Source organism: Frankia torreyi (assembly GCF_000948395.1).
Lineage (GTDB): Bacteria > Actinomycetota > Actinomycetes > Frankiales > Frankiaceae > Frankia > Frankia torreyi.
In genome coordinates, this window is record NZ_JYFN01000001.1 from 119,850 (window position 1) to 137,142 (window position 17,293).

The 17,293-nt window shown below is 74.0% G+C and carries 12 protein-coding genes and 1 pseudogene; 12 read left to right on the forward strand and 1 reads right to left on the reverse strand.

Annotation, left to right across the window (positions count from 1 at the left end; genetic code table 11):
* Positions 1 to 122: 122 nt before the first annotated feature.
* The 7 genes from mreC (at position 123) to FF36_RS00520 (ending at position 12,532) form a co-directional block, all read left to right on the forward strand.
* Positions 123 to 1,136, forward strand: a complete 1,014-nt coding sequence (gene mreC, locus FF36_RS00490; protein WP_044882926.1) for a rod shape-determining protein MreC — start codon at positions 123 to 125, stop codon at positions 1,134 to 1,136.
* 6 nt (positions 1,137 to 1,142) lie between these two features.
* Positions 1,143 to 1,685, forward strand: coding sequence for a rod shape-determining protein MreD (gene mreD / locus FF36_RS00495; protein WP_044882927.1), 543 nt, complete (start codon positions 1,143 to 1,145; stop codon positions 1,683 to 1,685).
* Positions 1,682 to 4,030 (forward strand): penicillin-binding protein 2, encoded by a 2,349-nt coding sequence (gene mrdA, locus FF36_RS00500; protein WP_044882928.1) that lies wholly within the window; start codon positions 1,682 to 1,684, stop codon positions 4,028 to 4,030. Before mreD ends, mrdA begins: the two co-directional genes overlap by 4 nt.
* A 124-nt stretch (positions 4,031 to 4,154) precedes the next feature.
* Positions 4,155 to 5,390, forward strand: coding sequence for a rod shape-determining protein RodA (rodA, locus tag FF36_RS00505; RefSeq protein WP_044882929.1), 1,236 nt, complete (start codon positions 4,155 to 4,157; stop codon positions 5,388 to 5,390).
* Positions 5,391 to 5,576: 186 nt separating this feature from the next.
* The gene (locus tag FF36_RS00510) at positions 5,577 to 7,622 is read left to right on the forward strand and encodes a TIGR03960 family B12-binding radical SAM protein (RefSeq protein ID WP_044882930.1); all 2,046 of its coding nucleotides are present in this window, start codon (positions 5,577 to 5,579) and stop codon (positions 7,620 to 7,622) included.
* Entirely contained in the window at positions 7,606 to 8,367 is a 762-nt protein-coding gene (locus FF36_RS00515) for a TIGR03936 family radical SAM-associated protein (RefSeq protein ID WP_044882931.1), read from the forward strand. The genes FF36_RS00510 and FF36_RS00515 overlap by 17 nt, the downstream gene beginning before the upstream one ends.
* Before the next feature lie 115 nt (positions 8,368 to 8,482).
* Positions 8,483 to 12,532: a ribonuclease E/G gene (locus FF36_RS00520; protein ID WP_044882932.1), complete on the forward strand. Its 4,050-nt coding sequence runs from the start codon at positions 8,483 to 8,485 to the stop codon at positions 12,530 to 12,532.
* 132 nt (positions 12,533 to 12,664) lie between these two features.
* Here the strand turns inward: FF36_RS00520 and FF36_RS00525 are convergent, their stop codons facing one another.
* Positions 12,665 to 13,261: an MFS transporter gene (locus tag FF36_RS00525; RefSeq protein WP_242422210.1), complete on the reverse strand. Its 597-nt coding sequence runs from the start codon at positions 13,259 to 13,261 to the stop codon at positions 12,665 to 12,667.
* A 444-nt stretch (positions 13,262 to 13,705) separates the two neighbouring features.
* On the opposite strand from FF36_RS00525, the gene rplU reads away from it, so the two are divergent.
* The 5 genes and pseudogenes from rplU to proB all read left to right on the forward strand — a co-directional run bounded on the left by rplU (position 13,706) and on the right by proB (position 17,272).
* Positions 13,706 to 14,023, forward strand: a complete 318-nt coding sequence (rplU, locus tag FF36_RS00530) for a 50S ribosomal protein L21 (RefSeq protein ID WP_041939020.1) — start codon at positions 13,706 to 13,708, stop codon at positions 14,021 to 14,023.
* Positions 14,024 to 14,028: 5 nt separating this feature from the next.
* Positions 14,029 to 14,298: a 50S ribosomal protein L27 gene (gene rpmA, locus FF36_RS00535; protein WP_009739808.1), complete on the forward strand. Its 270-nt coding sequence runs from the start codon at positions 14,029 to 14,031 to the stop codon at positions 14,296 to 14,298.
* 188 nt (positions 14,299 to 14,486) lie between these two features.
* Positions 14,487 to 15,051: Obg family GTPase (locus tag FF36_RS36680; RefSeq protein WP_479686762.1), on the forward strand; the 565-nt coding region annotated here is incomplete at its 3' end.
* Positions 15,052 to 15,063: 12 nt separating this feature from the next.
* A pseudogene (gene obgE / locus FF36_RS00540) lies at positions 15,064 to 16,151 on the forward strand (GTPase ObgE); the annotation flags it as partial.
* 8 nt (positions 16,152 to 16,159) lie between these two features.
* Positions 16,160 to 17,272, forward strand: coding sequence for a glutamate 5-kinase (gene proB, locus FF36_RS00545; RefSeq protein ID WP_044882934.1), 1,113 nt, complete (start codon positions 16,160 to 16,162; stop codon positions 17,270 to 17,272).
* Positions 17,273 to 17,293 lie beyond the last annotated feature (21 nt).

The following is a 17,293-nucleotide window of genomic DNA, read 5'->3' on the forward strand; positions in this document are numbered from 1 at the left end:
CACCGGCCCGTCGCCACCCGGCCGGTGCCGTGCCCGCTCCGCGGTGAGCGGGCAGGTGCCCCGTGCCGCCCGGCGCCTGCCGTGCGGCGGCGCGGGGCCTGAGAGCTTGTTCGGAGGCTGCAGTGGGGCGTGACACGAGGCGATCCCGCCTGGTGATCGTCGCCCTGCTCATCGTCGCCTTCACCCTGATCACCCTCGACTACAAGACCGGCCGCTCCGCCAGCGGAGCCCGCGGTGTCGTGCACTCGGTCCTCGGCGGTGTCGAGGACGGCGTGACCGCGGTGACCCGGCCGATCGGCCGGACCGCCTCGTCGCTGGCCCACCCGAACCGTTACCACGACCGCGCCGACCGGCTGGCCCAGGAGAACGCCGGGCTGCGTCGACAGCTCGCCGACAACGCCGAGATCGGCCGGATGTCCAAGCAGCTCGGCGATCTGCGGCTGATCGCGGACAAGGGCCAGTACTCGATCGTGCCGGCCAAGGTCATCGCGGTCGGCGACGTGAGCGGCACGGACTGGACCGTCACCATCAACGCGGGCCGGGACGACGGCGTCGACGTCGACAAGACCGTCCTCAACGCCGACGGGCTCGTCGGCACGGTCTCCTCGGCCACGGCACACACCGCCGTGGTCCGCCTCGCCTGCGACCCGGGCAGCCGGGTCGGCGCCCGGCTGGAACGCACCCAGCTGCTCGGCGCCGTGGCCGGCGGCCAGGGGCCGAGCGCGTTGACCTTCACCCTGTACGACGCCTCCTACCGGGTGCAGAAGGGCGACCGGTTGGTGACCTTCGGCAGCATGGACTACGTCGCCGGCGTGCCGATCGGCGTCGTCACCAAGGTCACCGATGTCGGCGGGCTGTCCCGGACGGCGGAGGTCAAGCCGTACGTGTCGGTCGGGACGCTCGACCTTGTCGGCGTGGTCGTCGGCCGGCCGGCGGCAGACCCGGGCGACCGCCTGCTGGCGCCGCAGCCGGTGCCGACCCAGCCGGCGCCGACCCAGCCGGCCGCCCCCGGCACCGCCACTCCCGGCACCGCCACTCCCGGCACCGCCACTCCCGGCACCGCCACTCCCGGCACCGCCACTCCCGGCACGACCACCTCCGGCACGATCGGCGCCGGTCAGGGCGGGACGGGCTGAGCCGGCATGTGGGACATCGTCGGCTCCGCGGACACCCTGCGCGCCCGCACCTTCGTCGCCGCGATCGCGCTGCTGTCGGTCGCGCTCGTCGTGCAGGTCTCGATCGTCGCCCGGTTGGGCCTGCCCGGCGGCCGGCTGGATCTCGTGCTCGTCCTGCTGGCGGCGATCTCGCTGATTGAAGGTCCGCTGGTCGGGGCAGTCAGTGGGTTCGTGGTCGGGGTGTTGGCCGATCTGGCGTCAAGTCACGTTCTCGGCCAGTCTGCTCTCGTTATGTGTCTGGTCGGTTACGCTGTTGGTCTGGTGATGGATGCGACGGAGCGGTCGGTGGCGGTGCCCCTCGCGGCGATCGCCGGGGCCTGCATGGCGGGCACCCTGGGCTACGCGGCGACGACCTCGATCTTCGGCGAGGCTGCGCTGACCGGCGGTGAGGCGGTGGTCCGCGCGCTGGCTGCCGGCATCTACGCGGTGCTGCTCACCCCGTTCCTGTTTCCGTTGCTGGCCGCGGGCTCCCGGCGGTTGTCCGGGCGCCCCCGGCGGGGCGGCCGATGAACGATCGGATGCGGATCCGCGTCCTGCTGCTGCGTGTGCTGGTCCTGTCGCTGCTGGCGACCCTGGGCGCACGGCTGTGGGTGCTGCAGGTCCTCGACGGGGACCACTACCGCCAGGTCGCCGAGACGAACCGGGTGCGCGAGGTCGTGACCCCGGCGACCCGCGGGATGATCCTCGACGACCGCGGCCAGCCCCTGGTCCGCAACCGCACCTCGCTGGTCATCTCGGTGAACCGGTCCGCGACGGACCGGCAGGCCGACCACGGCAAGGCGGTCCTCGCCCGGCTCGCCGGCGTGATCAACACGCCGGCCGACGAGCTGACCCGGCGGATCAGGTTCTGTACCGCCCAGGTGAAGCCGCCGTGCTGGAACGGCTCGCCCTACCAGCCGGTCCCGGTCGCCAAGGACGTGAGCCCCCAGCAGGCGCTCGCCGTCATCGAGCATCCGGATCGCTTCCCGGGCGTGTCGGCGGATCTGCAGGCCGTGCGCGAGTATCCGCACGGCTCGCTGGCCGCCCACGAGCTGGGGTACCTCGCCCCGGTCACCCAGGACCAGCTCGACAAGCAGGGCGACGAGAAGGGCTACCACCTCAACAGCCTGATCGGCGTCGCCGGCCTGGAGAGCACCTACGACGACGAGCTGCGCGGCACCGACGGGGTGGAGCGCCTGGAGGTGGACCGCTTCGGCCGGGTGGCCGGCACCGCGTCGACCACCGCGCCGGTCAGCGGCGACCACCTTGTCCTCAACCTCGACCTCGGCGTCCAGCAGGCGACCGAGCAGGCGCTGCAGGACACGATCAACCAGCTCGGCGGCGGCAACCGGACCGCGTCGGCGGTCGTCCTCGACGTGCGCACCGGCGGCGTCGTCGCGATGGCCAGCCTGCCCTCGTACAACCCGTCGGTGTTCGTCGGTGGCGTCTCCGAGCAGGACTACCGGGCCCTGTCGGACCCCGCCAACGGCATCCCCCTGCTCTCGCGGGCCTACCAGGGCTCGGGCGCGGCAGGTTCGACCTTCAAGGCCATCTCCACTGCCGTCGCGATGCAGAACCTGGGCGCCAAGGGCGACCAACGCTACGACTGCGCCCCGACGCTGCAGATCGGCGACCAGGTCTTCCACAACTTCGACGGCGAGTCGGCCGGGCCGATCACCCTGCACCAGGCGCTCGTCATCTCCTGCGACGTCATCTTCGACCAGTTCGCCTACGACTCGTGGCTCGCCGACGGCGGTCTGCGCAACGGCCGCGGGCCCTACTCGCCGCCGAAGGAGTACTTCGTCCGGATGGCCCAGGCCATGGGCTTCGGTAAGGCCACCGGCCTGGACCTGCCCGGGGAAGCCAAGGGGTCCGTGGTCGACCGCGCCGGCGCGAAGGCGATCTGGGCGGAGCTGAAGGACTCCTACTGCCGGCGGGCGAAGAACGGCTACCCGGAGGAGTCCGACCCGGTCAAGGCGGAGCGGTTCCGCAAGTACGCGGCCGAGGCGTGCGTGGACGGCTACCTCTACAACGCCGGCGCGGCCACCCAGTTCGCGATCGGCCAGGGGCAGTACCTGTCGGTGAGCCCGCTGCAGCTCGCCACGGCCTACGCCGCGATCGCCAACGGCGGCACCCTGTGGAAGCCCACCCTGGCCAAGGCGGCAGTCGCCCCGGACGGCCGGGTGGTGCAGACCTTCCCGCCGCGCAAGGCCGGGACGCTGCCGGTCTCCCCGGAGATCCTCGCCTACATTCGCGGCAGCCTGGCCGGCGTCACCACCGAGGGCGGCGGCACGGCGACCGGCGTCTTCGCGGACTGGCCGAGCACCATCGTCCCGATCGCCGCCAAGACCGGCACCGCCGAGGTCGAGGGCAAGGGCGACACCTCGTGGTTCGCCTCCTTCGCCCCGGCCAACGACCCGCGGTTCGCCGTCGTGGTGACGATCCCGGACTCCGGCACCGGCGCCGAGTACGCCGCCCCGGTTGCCAAGCGGATCTACCAGGCCATCTACGGCGTCGGCCAGGCGGCGGCGATGCCGGGCGGACAGCCCCCGGCCGCCCTGCCGAAGATCAACCGAGACGGGACGATCGCGGCGACGTCGCTGCGGGTGCCGCCGGTCGGGACCATCGTGGCGGCGCCCGTGTCGGCGCCGGGTCGAGGGCCCGTCGTGGGAGCACCGGCCGGCAGCCCGCTCGCGGTGCTGCCCGCGCTGTCGACGACCGCCGACGTCGCCCGCACCGGCCCCGGGCTGGCGACCGGTGCGACCGGCCCGGCCGCCTGGCATCCGCCGCCCGGGAGCGCGGGGCCGCCCGCCGCCGTCGGCGTCCTGTCGTCGGCGCCGAGCCGAGCCCCGCCCGCGGGCACCGCGCGCCCGTGACCCGCCCCGCCGGACCGCCCGGCGTCGGCGTGGTCCCGGGCGCGCGCGGACGGCCGGGCGATGTTCGGGAGGGCGGTGTCCGGCCGGACGGCGTTCGGGAGGGCGGTGGATGGGAGGAGGCGTTGTGAACCAGGAGGCGGGACCGACCGCGCTGCGTTCGTCCCCGGTACCCGTCCGAGGGCGGATCGGGCAACTGCGGGACCGCGCCTCCGGGCGCCACTCGCCGTTGCGGCGGCTCGACTGGACGTTGCAGCTCTGCGTCATCGGCCTGTCCGTCGTGGGCGCGCTGCTGGTGTGGTCGGCGACCCGCCAGCGCCTCGGCGAGGCTGGCGGCGATCCGCAGACGTTCCTCAAGCGCCATCTGCTGAACCTCGCCATCGGGCTGGTGCTCGGCGCGGTCGCGACCGTCGTCGACTATCGGGTACTACGCGCGTACGCACCGTTCGTCTACCTCGGCTCGCTCGTCGGGCTCGTGGCGGTGCTGCTGTTCGGCTCGACGATCAACGGCGCGCACTCGTGGATCGTGCTGCCCGCCGGCTTCCAGCTCCAGCCGTCGGAGTTCGCCAAGGTGGCGCTGGTCGTGGGCGCGGCGATGCTGCTGGGGGAGCAGCACGAGGATCGCCACACCGGGATCCGGCACAGCGCCCCCGGTCACGGCGACGTCCTGCTCGTGCTCGGGCTCACCGTGGTCCCGATCGCACTGATCATGCTCCAGCCGGACTTCGGCACGGTCATGGTGCTGGTCTTCACCACCCTCGGCATGCTGGCGGTCAGCGGGGCGCCGCGGCGATGGGTGCTGGGACTGATCCTGTGCGGGGTGCTGTTCGGCGGCGCGATCCTGCAGTTCCACCTGCTCCAGCCGTACCAGGAGGCCCGGCTCACCTCGTTCGTCTCCGAGAACAAGGCCTCCTCGGGCACGGGCTACAACGTCGCCCAGGCCATGATCGCGATTGCCAACGGCGGCATCCACGGCCGCGGTCTGCTGCACGGCCAGCAGACTCAGGGGCAGTTCGTCCCCGAGCAGCAGACCGACTTCGTGTTCAGCGTGGCCGGCGAGGAACTGGGTTACCTCGGCGCGGGCGGGATCATCGTGCTGCTCGGCGTCGTGCTGTGGCGGGCGCTGTCGATCGGTTTCGCCTCCCAGGACTCCTTCGGCGCGCTGATCGCCACCGGCGTGGTCTGTTGGTTCACCTTCCAGTCGTTCGTCAACGTCGGCATGTGTCTGGGGATCATGCCGGTCACCGGCCTGCCGCTGCCGTTCCTGTCCTACGGCGGCTCGTCGATGTTCGCCAACATGATCGCCGTCGGCCTGCTCCAGAACGTCCGCCTACGCTCGCGTTCTGACCCCTACGCTCTGTAGCCGCCGCCCGTCGTTCCCTGCTTATCCCAGGGACGAATCGGGTGCGGAGTCCGCCGGATAAGCAGGGAGTCTCCGTCCAAAGAGGCAACTTGGGCGTACGGGCCGGTGGCTGGGCAAAGGAGTCGCCGAGGTCCGGCGATCGCGCGGGCCCGTGGCGGGGTGCCGCCGTGCCGTAGGCTCGCCTGCATGTCCGGACAGTCGCTGTTCGCTCGCCTGGAGCCGCTGCTCCCGCGGGTGCGAAGGCCCGTGCAGTATGTCGGCGGCGAGGGGAACTCCATCGTCAAACCCTGGGACGCCGCCGCGGTGCGCTGGGCCCTGATGTATCCGGACGCCTACGAGGTCGGCCTGCCCAACCAGGGGCTGCAGATCCTGTACGAGATCCTCAACGAGCAGCCGGACGTGCTCGCCGAGCGGACCTACTCGGTGTGGCCCGACCTGGAGGCGCTGCTGCGCGAGCATGGCCTGCCGCAGTTCACGGTGGACGGCCACCGGCCGGTGGGTGACTTCGACGTGCTCGGCGTCAGCTTCTCCACCGAGCTCGGCTACACCAACATGCTCACCGCGCTCGACCTCGCCGGGATCCCCCTGTACGCCGAGCGCCGCGGCGAGTCCGCCCCGCTGGTCGTCGCGGGCGGGCACGCCGCGTTCAACCCGGAGCCCATCGCGCGGTTCGTCGACGCCGTGGTGCTCGGCGACGGCGAGCAGGCCGTGCTCGGCATCACCGACGTGATCCGCGCCTGGAAGGCGGCCGGCGCCCCCGGCGGGCGCACCGAGCTGCTCGCCCGGCTCGCCCGTCGACGGCTGGTCTACGTGCCGGCGTTCTACGACGTCGCCTACCGGCCCGACGGCCGCATCCAGGCGGTCACCGCCAACCGCGACGACATCCCGGCCCGGCCGACCAAGCACACGCTGTCCGACCTCGACTCCTGGCCGTACCCGAAGGCGCCGCTGGTCCCGCTCGCCGAGACGGTGCACGAGCGGATGAGCGTGGAGATCTTCCGCGGCTGCACCCGGGGCTGCCGGTTCTGCCAGGCCGGGATGATCACGAGGCCGGTGCGGGAGCGGAACATCGAGACCATCGGTGCCATGGTCGAGGCGGGGCTGCGGGCCACCGGCTTCAACGAGGTCGGCCTGTTGTCGCTGTCCAGCGCCGACCACACCGAGATCGGCGAGATCGCGACCGGTCTCGCCGACCGTTACGACGGCGGCAACGTCTCGCTGAGCCTGCCCTCGACGCGGGTCGACGCCTTCAACGTCACGCTCGCCAACGAGTTCTCCCGCAACGGCCGGCGCAGCGGGTTGACGTTCGCCCCGGAGGGTGGCTCGGAGCGGCTGCGCAAGGTCATCAACAAGATGGTCAGCGCCGAGGACCTGGTGCGCACCGTCAGCACCGCCTACGCCCACGGCTGGCGTCAGGTGAAGCTCTACTTCATGTGCGGCCTGCCGACCGAGACCGACCAGGACGTGCTGGAGATCGCCGATCTCGCCCGGGAGGTGATCCGGGCCGGCCGCCGCGCCAGCGGCCACCGCGACATCCGCTGCACGGTCTCGATCGGCGGCTTCGTCCCGAAGCCGCACACTCCGTTCCAGTGGGTGGGCCAGGCGTCGCACGAGGTCACCGACGCGCGGCTGAAGCTGCTGCGGGACACCGTGCGGGCCGACAAGGAGATCGCCCGGGCGGTCGGGTTCCGCTACCACGACGGTCGTCCCGGCATCATCGAGGGCCTGCTGGCCCGCGGCGACCGCCGCGTCGGCGCGGTGATCGAGCGGGTCTGGCGCGAGGGAGGTCGGTTCGACGGCTGGAACGAGCACTTCTCGTTCGGGCGCTGGGAGTCGGCGTGCGCCGCCGAGCTCGAACCGCTCGGGGTCTCCCTCGACTGGTTCACGACCCGTGAGCGCGACGAGCGCGAGGTGCTCGCCTGGGACCATCTTGACGCGGGCCTCGACCGGGACTGGCTGTGGGCCGACTGGCAGGAGGCGCTGCGCGAGACCGAGCTCGACGACTGCCGGTGGACCCCCTGCTACGACTGTGGCGTCTGCCCCACGATGGGGACGGACACCCAGATTGGCCCGACCGGCCGATCGTTGCTGCCGGTGGTGGGCGTGTCGGCGGGTTCTCCGGTGGTCACCGGCCCGGTTGCGGCCGAGGCCGCGGAGGCCGGCGCCGGCGCCGGGCCAGCCGGCGACCTTCGGCTCGACCCCGCGGCGGTGGGTAGTGGCACGCCGGCCTGAGGGGCCGCCGCCCCCGCCGGTGGTCCAACGGGTTCGCCTGCGCTTCGCGAAGCGGGGCCGGCTGCGATTCCTGTCACATCGGGATGTGGCCCGCACCTTCGAACGGGGGCTGCGTCGGGCGGCGGTGCCGATGGCGTACTCGGCGGGTTTCAGCCCGCACCCCCGGATCTCCTGGGTGGGCGCCGCGCCCACCGGCGCCGCGAGCGAGGCCGAGTACGTCGAGCTGGCGCTGGCCGCGACGGTGGAGCCGGCGCGGCTGCAGGCCGCCCTGGACGCGGCGTTGCCGCCCGGACTGGACGTGGTGGGCGCCGTGGAGGCCGAGGGAGCCGGGCTCGCGGAGCGGATCGACGCCTCCCGGTGGGTGGTGCGGCTGCCGGGGGTCGCGGAGCCCGAGTTGCGCGGCGCGGTGGCCGAGCTGTTGAGCCGTGACGTCGTCGAGGTCGAGCGGGCGACCAAGGACGGCCGGCGCCGGTTCGATGTGCGTGCGGCCATGGTCTTGGCCGTTTGTCGTGCAGGGAACGACACGTGTGCGATACTGGAGATGGTCGTGCGGCACACGACGCCCGCTGTGCGACCAGACGACGTGCTGACCGCCCTTGGCGTGGTAGCCGGTCTGCGCCCGTCGGTGCCGCCCGAGCCAACCCGGCTGGAGCAGGGCCGACTGCGCGAGGATAGGACGCTGGCGGACCCGCTGGCGCCGGACCGCAACGACGCTGGCCGGCTAGCAGGTCGGTCATCAGCGTGATGCAGGGCGTCGCAGGCTTTCCCGGCAGCACCCGAGCCGGACCGAGACATTGGCTTCTGCGCGGCCGCGACTGCACCAGGCAGCGCGCCCGGGAGCCCGAGAGGCTTCTTAACCCGTGCCCGACGATGATCTGACCACCCAGACCGAATCCGAATCCACCCGCCCGGCGCCGCGTCGGCGCAGGGCCGCAGGGCGGGCCGCCGGTCCGCCCCCCGAGCACCCGGACGGGTCCGCTCCCGACGGCGCCGTGGCAACCGCCGCCCCGAGCGTGACCAACGACGCGGCCGGCCCCCCGGCCCCCGCGGCCGTTTCCGGTGAGGACACCACCCCCTCCGGGGAGCCGCCCTCGGCCGACGCGCCGGCCACCACCCGGCGGCGGACGAGGACCAGCTCCACGACGCGCACCCGCTCGACCCGCGCAACCAGGGCAAAGGCGGACGACGCGAGCGATGCGGCCACGGTCGACCCGGCCGCGGCTCAGGTGGCTGCCACGGCCGATCCGGCCGTCTCCGGCGCCGTCCCGCCCGTCGACCTCGCCACGTCGCCGGCCGCCGCGCCCGCCGACGCCGCCACGGCTGCCGGTGGCGGCGCGACCGAGGGTGTCGAGCCCTCGGCGCCGGCCCGGCGTACCCGTGCGACCCGCAGCCGCCGTGCCGTCCGTGACGTCGCTGCGGCGGAGATCCCGACCCCGGTCGAATCCGTGATCGGTGCCGACGCGACAGCGGCAGGATCGTCTGCCGCCGCCGGCACCACGCCGGCCCCGGCCGTCGCCGCGGGCACCGCCACCGCTGCCAGCACCGAGTCCCGCTCGGCGCCGGCCCCGATCTCGCCTGTCGCCGGGGCGCCGTCCGGAGAGACCGCGGCTGCGCCGCCCGTCGAGGACACGCCGAAGCCCAAGCGGACCCGTGCCCGCCGAGCCGCGTCCGGCCCGGTGACGGCACCGGTCGCACCCCCCGCCGCCGAGGCCTCCGCCTCTACCACCGAGGCCTCTGCCACCGAGCCGTCCGCCGTCGAGCCGTCCGCCGTCGAGCCGGCGCCGGCCGTCACCGCGCCCGCCGAGGCCGGGGGTGGCGAGCCCACCAGGACCCGAGCCACGCGTACCCGGACCACCAGGCGTCGCGCGACGGCTGCCAAGGGTGCGCCCGCCGAGGCCGCGTCCGGTTCCGCGCCGGCAGCCGAGGTGTCGGCCGCCGGATCTTCGGCCGCCGACGCTCCCCCCGGCCCGGCCCCGGCGAGCGAGGTTCCGGCCGACGAGGTTCCCTCGGCCGCCGTCGCCGAGCCGTCCGCGGTCACTGAGCTGTCGGCCGGTGCCGAGCCGCCTGTCGTCGACGCCGCCGCCCAGCCGTCCGGCGTCTCCGAGCCGCCGGCCACGGGCACGCCGCTCGGCTCGACTCCCGTCTCCGCACCCGCCGGAGGTCAGGCACCCGCCGAGGGCGAGCCGGTGCAGCCCGAACCGGCTGCCGCCGAATCGGCGTCGGCCGGCACCCGCACCCGGACGAGGACCCGGCGGGTCACCGCCCCGACCTGGGCCGGCATCGGCGACGAGCCGCCCGTCGAGCCCGTCTCCCGCCCGGCGGCTCGCCGCCCGGTGGCGATGGTGACCTTCCAGGCGCCGGAGCCGGCGGCCGTCGAGGCCCGCTGGCGGCGCGCCGACGCCGCGGACGAGGCGGGATCCGCCGCCGAATCGGCGCCGACCGCCGTCGCCGAGCGGCCCGCCGAGCCGGAGCTTGCCGACGAGGACACCGACACCGACATCGTCACCGAGGAACTCACCGCCGTTGACGAGGACGGGGAGTTCGACGACGACGACCAGGGCGGCGGGTCGGGTTCCACCCGCCGCCGCCGTCGTGGCCGCCGGGGTCGTGGCCGGGCCCGCGGAGACGAGGACGGCACCGAGACCGACGTCGAGGACGGCGTCGGCGAGACCGACGAGGCCCCGCGCGCCGCGGACGCCACCGATCGTCCCGGGCGCGGTGGCGAGCTGGAGCCGGCCGCCGCGGACGGCGGCGAGGCGGCGGAGCGCGCCGACGACGGCGACGACGAGGACGAGGACGATCGAGCGGGCGGTTCCCGGCGCCGACGCCGGCGGCGCCGGCGTGCCGGCGGTGACGAGCCGGCGGTGGTCGACGACCCGCCGAACACGGTCGTGCACGTGCGGGAGATCCGCCGGGACGATGACCTGGTCCGCGGACTGAGCGGCTCGACCCGGCTGGAGGCCAAGCGGCAGCGGCGGCGGGAGGGCCGGGACAGCGGTCGGCGCCGCCCGCCGATCGTCACCGAGGCCGAGTTCCTCGCCCGCCGCGAGGCGGTCGAGCGTCGCATGATCGTGCGTCACGCGGGCGACCGCACCCAGATCGCCGTGCTCGAGGACAGCGTGCTCGTCGAACACTTCGTCACCCGGGCGAGCTCCGCGTCCTACGCGGGCAACGTCTACCTCGGCCGGGTGCAGAACGTGCTGGCCAGCATGGAGGCGGCGTTCGTCGACATCGGTAAGGGCCGCAACGCCGTCCTGTACGCCGGCGAGGTCAACTACGACGCCTCCGGGCTCGACGGCCGTCCCCGCAAGATCGAGCAGGTGCTCAAGTCGGGGCAGTCGGTCCTGGTCCAGGTCTCCAAGGACCCGATCGGCCACAAGGGCGCCCGGCTCACCAGCCAGATCAGCCTGCCGGGCCGCTACCTCGTGTACGTGCCGGACGGCCAGAACGCCGGCATCAGCCGCAAGCTGCCCGACACCGAGCGGGCGCGGCTCAAGAGCATCCTCAAGAAGATCACGCCCGAGGACGGCGGCGTCATCGTGCGCACCGCCGCCGAGGGTGCCAGCGAGGCCGAGCTCGAACGCGACATCGAGCGGCTCGCCGCGCAGTGGGAGGACATCGAGCGGCGGGCCAAGAAGGCGTCGGCGCCGGCCCTGCTCTACGGCGAGCCGGACCTCGTCGTGCGGGTGATCCGCGACATCTTCAACGAGGACTTCACCGAGCTGGTCGTCCAGGGCTCCGGCGAGGCCGCGACGATCGAGGAGTACATCGACGCGGTCGCCCCCGACCTGCGTCCGCGCATCCGCCGCTACACCGGGTCCGGGGACGTCTTCGTCGACTACCGGGTGGACGAGCAGCTCGCCAAGGCGCTGGACCGCAAGGTCTGGCTGCCGTCGGGCGGGTCGCTGGTCATCGACCGCACCGAGGCGATGACGGTCATCGACGTCAACACCGGCAAGTTCACCGGCAAGGGCGGCAATCTCGAGGAGACCGTCACCAAGAACAACCTGGAGGCCGCCGAGGAGATCGTCCGCCAGCTCCGGCTGCGGGACATCGGCGGGATCATCGTCATCGACTTCATCGACATGGTCCTGGAGAGCAACCGGGAGCTGGTCCTACGCCGGCTCACCGAGTGCCTCGGCCGGGACCGCACGCGGCACCAGGTCGCGGAGGTGACGAGCCTCGGCCTGGTCCAGATGACCCGCAAGCGGGTGGGCCAGGGCCTGTTGGAGGCGTACAGCGAGCCGTGCGTGCACTGTAACGGCCGTGGCGTGCTCATCCACCTCAACGGCGGCGGTGGCGGGCACGCCCACCCGGCGGCCGGTTCGGTCGCCGCCGGGTCCGGCGCCGGCCAGTCCGAACCGGCCGCGGTCGGGTCCGGGTCCGGTGGGTCGGGCCGGCGCTCGCGCGGCGCCGCCACCCGCGCTGCCGGCGGCCCCGCGCTCGTCGCGGCTGCCTCGGTCGGCGCTCCCGCCGGGGACACCGAGGTGGCGGGTGGCGCCGTGTCGGCGGCGGACCTCGTCCAGCCGGCCGCGGCGGACAACGACGACGCCGGCATGGCGCTCGGCGATGCCGGGGGCGCCCCGGACTCGCCGTCGGCACCCACTGGCGTGGTGGCGGACGCTGCCGCTGCCGGGCCGATCGTGGCAGTGAACGGCAACGGCCATGTTCCCGCGGGGGCGGTTGCGGTGACCGCCCCGACGGCTCCCCTCGCGCAGACCGGCGGCGGGGACTCGGCGCCGCCCGTGTACGCGAACTCCGACGACCCCGACAGCCTCGCCACCGCCGACAGCGGTGTGGCTGCGGGCAAGCCCGTCCGGAGCCGGCGGCGCCGGGCGTCCCGTCCGGTGTCGAAGCCGGCCGAGTCACTGGAGTCCGTGCCGCCCTCGGCCGAGTCCACCGGCACCTGACCGGACCGGCGGCCGGCAGGCGTGCCGCCGCCGAAGTGGCACAGGCATGCGAGCCCAGGTAGGTCGCCCTTCCCCTCCGGATCCCTCCGGGCGGGAGGGGCGGCCACCGGGTGACGCGGCCGGGAGGCAGCCTCAGGCGGCGGTTGGACCGGCCGGAGTCTGGGACGTGGCCGGGCCGGAGCGGACGAACCCGCGGCCCGGGTTCTCCCGCATCAGCAGATCCAGGGTGGCCCGGGAGCGGGACAGCGCGACCTCGACGGCCTGATGGGCCCGCCCCGGGTCACCCATCTGCAACGCGTACGACGCGATCGTCAGCGACTGGACGAGATCGTCCTGATCGGCGAGGTCGGGACTCATCCACTGGCGCGGCGAGCCGTCCTGCCCCGTCTCCCCACCTACCGGCTGCGTCACGGGCACTCCCCAGGCGGCAGGATCCCGGCGCCGCAGCGCGATCCACCCCGCCGCCAGCGCGGTCCCCACCAGCCAGCAGGCACCGGCCCAGGGCGGCACACCGGCGAAGGCGGTGAGGGCCAGGCCGACCACCACCAGCGCTGCCAGGGCGCCGGTCGCGGCCGGCACCGTGCCGGGAACCGAGCCGTGGCGGCGGGCCGCCTCGGCCGCTGGGCGGCATGCCACGGCGAGCGCCATGGCGGTTCCGGCCCCCGCGGTCCAGACGAGCAGTTGCCAGACCATCCCCATCACCCCCGGCGCGACGTTGTCTCCCGCCATGTTGTCTCCGGCGTCGAAGCCTCACGATCCATCGTGGAACTGCGCCATGCGGACGATCCATGCTTCTCCTTCCTCGGCCCGCTCCACCATGGCCCGTCCGGGTCATCCAGAGATATGGCCCGCGTGCGGGGGACGGTGGGGTGCGACCGGGGTGACCGGTCCGGTGGGGATCCGGCCGGATCCCCACCGGGAAACGCCGACCTCGCCGTCTCCGTCGGCCCGTCCGGCACCCGGCGGGCACTGCCGTCGCGGCTCCCGGTCGTCACCCCCGCGGCGATGACCTGTAAGGTGGAGTCCGCGCGTTCATCCGGACTGGGCCCGGCCCACCGGAAGAGCCGCCTGACGGCTGCTGTGCGGCCGTCGGCGGCGGGGGGCGTACCCAAAGCTCCGCGGGGAACGTAGTTCCGTGCGGTCACAGCGGTTCAACAACAGCAGGGAGATCTGGTGTACGCGGTCGTTGCCAGCGGCGGCAAGCAGCACAGGGTCGCCGTCGGCGATGTCGTCGACGTCGAGCTCCTTTCCGGGAAGCCGGGCGCGGCCGTGAACCTTCCGGCGCTCCTGCTCGTCGACGGCGACTCGGTCACCCACGAAGCCGGCGCGCTCGCGTCCGTCGAGGTGACCGCCGAGGTGGTCGGCGTCGTCAAGGGTCCGAAGATCCGGATCCACAAGTTCAAGAACAAGACCGGCTACCACAAGCGTCAGGGCCACCGCCAGAAGCTGACGCGTCTCAAGGTGACCGGCATCGAGACCGGGAAGGCCTGAGCGAGATGGCGCATAAGAAGGGCGCGAGCTCCTCGCGCAACGGTCGGGACTCCAACGCCCAGCGGCTGGGCGTGAAGCGCTTCGGCGGCCAGTTCGTCAAGGCCGGCGAGATCATCGTTCGCCAGCGCGGCACCCACTTCCACCCCGGTGAGCTGGTCGGCCGAGGCAAGGACGACACGCTGTTCGCGCTGTCGGCCGGTCACGTGCAGTTCGGCCACCGGCGTGGCCGCCGCGTCGTGAACGTGGTCGAGCAGGTGGCGGCGCCCGCCGCCTGACTCGATCGGGCGGTGATGCCGACCGGCTGAGCCAGGCCTGGCTCAGCCGTCCCGGCGCTTGCCGCCTCGGAGACCCGAGCACACAGCCGCGCGCATCATCCCGCCTGGGTTTGGTGCGCGCGGTTTTGGCATGCATGTGACGACGGTCCGCAGACCGTACGAGATGGACCAGGGAAGAGGGAGCAGCGATGCCGACCTTCGTCGACCGGGTGGTGTTGCACGCGGCGGCCGGCGACGGCGGCCATGGCTGCGCCTCCATCCACCGGGAGAAGTTCAAGCCGCTGGGCGGTCCGGACGGCGGTGACGGCGGCCGCGGCGGCGATGTCCGTCTCGTCGTGGACCCGAGCGTGACCACGCTGCTCGACTTCCACTTCCATCCGCACCAGCGGGCCTCGCGCGGCCGACCCGGCCAGGGCTCGAACCGGAGTGGCGCGGACGGGGAGGACCTCATCCTCCCCGTGCCCGACGGCACGGTGGTCCTCACCGGCGACGGCGAGCAGCTCATCGACCTGGTCGGGGCGGGCAGCGCGTTCGTGCTCGCTCGCGGCGGCCGTGGTGGTCGGGGGAACGCGGCGCTGGCCTCCGCCCGCCGCAAGGCCCCCGGATTCGCCGAGCTCGGCGAGCCCGGCGAGTTGCTCGACGCCGTCCTGGAGCTCAAGACGGTGGCCGACGTCGCGCTCGTCGGATTTCCCAGCGCGGGGAAGTCGTCCCTGGTGTCGGTGCTGAGCGCCGCCAAGCCCAAGATCGCTGATTNCCCGTTCACCNCCCTCGTGCCCAACCTCGGGGTAGCCCAGGCGGGGGATCACCCGCCGTACACGGTGGCGGATGTCCCGGGCCTCATCCCCGGGGCGAGCGAGGGGCGCGGCCTGGGCCTGGAGTTCCTCCGGCACATCGAGCGCTGCTCGCTGATCGTGCACGTGCTGGACTGCGCGACCCTCGAGCCGGGACGCGACCCGCTGTCCGATCTCGACGTCATCGAGGCCGAGCTCGCGGCCTACTCCGCCGACCTGTCCGACCGTCCCCGGCTCGTCGTCCTCAACAAGATCGATGTGCCCGACGCCGCCGATCTCGCCGACCTGGTCACCGCCGATCTGCGGGCCCGAGGGCTCGACGTGTTCGCGGTGAGCAGCGCCACCCGGCGGGGAGTGCATGCGCTGTCGCTGGCGTTGGCGGAGCGGGTCGCGGCGCTGCGGGCGGCGGCGCCGAGCCGGTCCGCGACCCGCGTCGTCCTGCGTCCGCGGGCGGTGAACGAACCCGACTTCACCGTGACGTCTCTCGGCGACGGTTTTCTCATCACCGGGGCGAAGCCGCAGCGGTGGGTGCGCCAGACCGACTTCACCAACGACGAGGCCATCGGCTTCCTCGCCGACCGGCTCGCCCGGCTCGGGGTGGAGAAGGAGCTCGCCCGCCTCGGCGCGACCGCGGGCGTCGAGGTCACGATCGGCGACGTCACCTTCGACTGGGAGCCGACCCTGAGCGGCGGCGGGCTGGGCGGCGTCGGGCTGGTCGGCGGCGGGAACGCCGCCGAGGATCGGCTCGGCGTCGACGAGCCGGGCGCGGGTGCCCAGGCCGTGGCGGTGGGGGAGCGGCACCCGGACGTCCCGACCGTGCCCCCGCGCCCCGCGGGTCGCGCGGCGGCCCCGGTGGCGGCGTCCCTCGGGCCCCGCGGCAGCGACGACCGGCTCAGCAGCTCGGTCCGGCTCACCCGGGCCGAGCGGATGGCCCGGGCACGGCGCGCCCGCCTGGGCGACGCCGACGCCGTGGGTGCCGACGCCGTGGGTGCCGACGCCGTGGGTGCCGATGCCGCGGGTGCCGACGCCCGGACGGGCGGCGCCGTCGACGCGGACGCGTAGGCGCCGACATGCGGGCGTTCGTGGCCGACGCGCAGCGGGTCGTCGTCAAGGTCGGGTCGTCCTCGCTGACGACGGCGGCGGGCGGACTCGACGTCGCCCGCCTGGAGGGGCTCGTGTCCGCGCTGCTGCCCAGGGCCGGGCAGCTCGTGCTCGTCTCCTCCGGGGCGATCGCCGCCGGTCTCGCCCCGCTGGGGTTGGCCCGCCGGCCGCGTGACCTCGCCACCCAGCAGGCCGCGGCCAGCGTGGGGCAGAGCTCCCTGGTCCACAGCTACGCCTCAGCCTTCGGCCGGGCGGGCTTCCGGGTCGGCCAGGTGCTGCTGACCGCCACCGACGTCATCCGCCGCACCCACTACCGCAACGCGCGTACCGCGCTCGACCGGCTCCTCGAACTCGGCGTCGTTCCGATCGTCAACGAGAACGACGCGGTGGCCACGCAGGAGATCCGCTTCGGCGACAACGACCGCCTCGCCGCGATCGTCGCCCACCTGGTGTCCGCCGACCTGCTGGTGCTGCTGTCGGATGTGGACGGTCTCTACGACGCCAACCCCCGCCACGGGCCGGCGAACCTGCTGCGCGAGGTCCGCTCGGACGCAGATCTCGCCGGGCTCACCGCCCGCGGGACGGGCACCGCCGGTGTCGGCGTCGGCGGCATGGCCACCAAGATCGAGGCCGCCCGCATGGCCGCGTCCGGTGGCGTTACCGCGATCATCACCTCGGCGGCGAACGCCGCGCCCGTGCTGCGCGGCGAGGAGGTCGGGACGGTGTTCCATCCCACCGGCCCGCGTCGGGCCTCCCGGCTGCTGTGGCTGGCGCACGCCACCGCGCCGGAGGGGCTGCTGCGCCTGGACGACGGGGCCGTCGCGGCCGTCGTGCGGCGGCGGGCGTCGTTGCTGCCCGCCGGGGTCACCGGCGTCGAGGGCGACTTCGCCGCGGGCGACCCCGTCGACCTCGTCGCTCCCGACGGGCGTCCGGTGGCCAGAGGGCTGGTGGCGTTCGACGCGGTGGAGCTGCCGGCGATGCTGGGGCGGTCCACCGCCGAGCTCGCCGCCGAACTGGGCCCCTCCTACGAACGGGAGATCGTGCACCGGGACGACCTCGTCCTGCTGCTGCCGACCCGCTGATCCACCGCGCCGCGCCTCCGC

Coding starts and splice junctions, on each gene's coding strand:
- mreD (WP_044882927.1), top strand. CDS start 1,143: ATGTGGGACATCGTCGGCTCCGCGGACACCCTGCGCGCCCGCACCTTC.
- mrdA (WP_044882928.1), top strand. CDS start 1,682: ATGAACGATCGGATGCGGATCCGCGTCCTGCTGCTGCGTGTGCTGGTC.
- FF36_RS00510 (WP_044882930.1), top strand. CDS start 5,577: ATGTCCGGACAGTCGCTGTTCGCTCGCCTGGAGCCGCTGCTCCCGCGG.
- FF36_RS00525 (WP_242422210.1), bottom strand. CDS start 13,261: ATGGCGGGAGACAACGTCGCGCCGGGGGTGATGGGGATGGTCTGGCAA.
- rpmA (WP_009739808.1), top strand. CDS start 14,029: ATGGCGCATAAGAAGGGCGCGAGCTCCTCGCGCAACGGTCGGGACTCC.
- proB (WP_044882934.1), top strand. CDS start 16,160: ATGCGGGCGTTCGTGGCCGACGCGCAGCGGGTCGTCGTCAAGGTCGGG.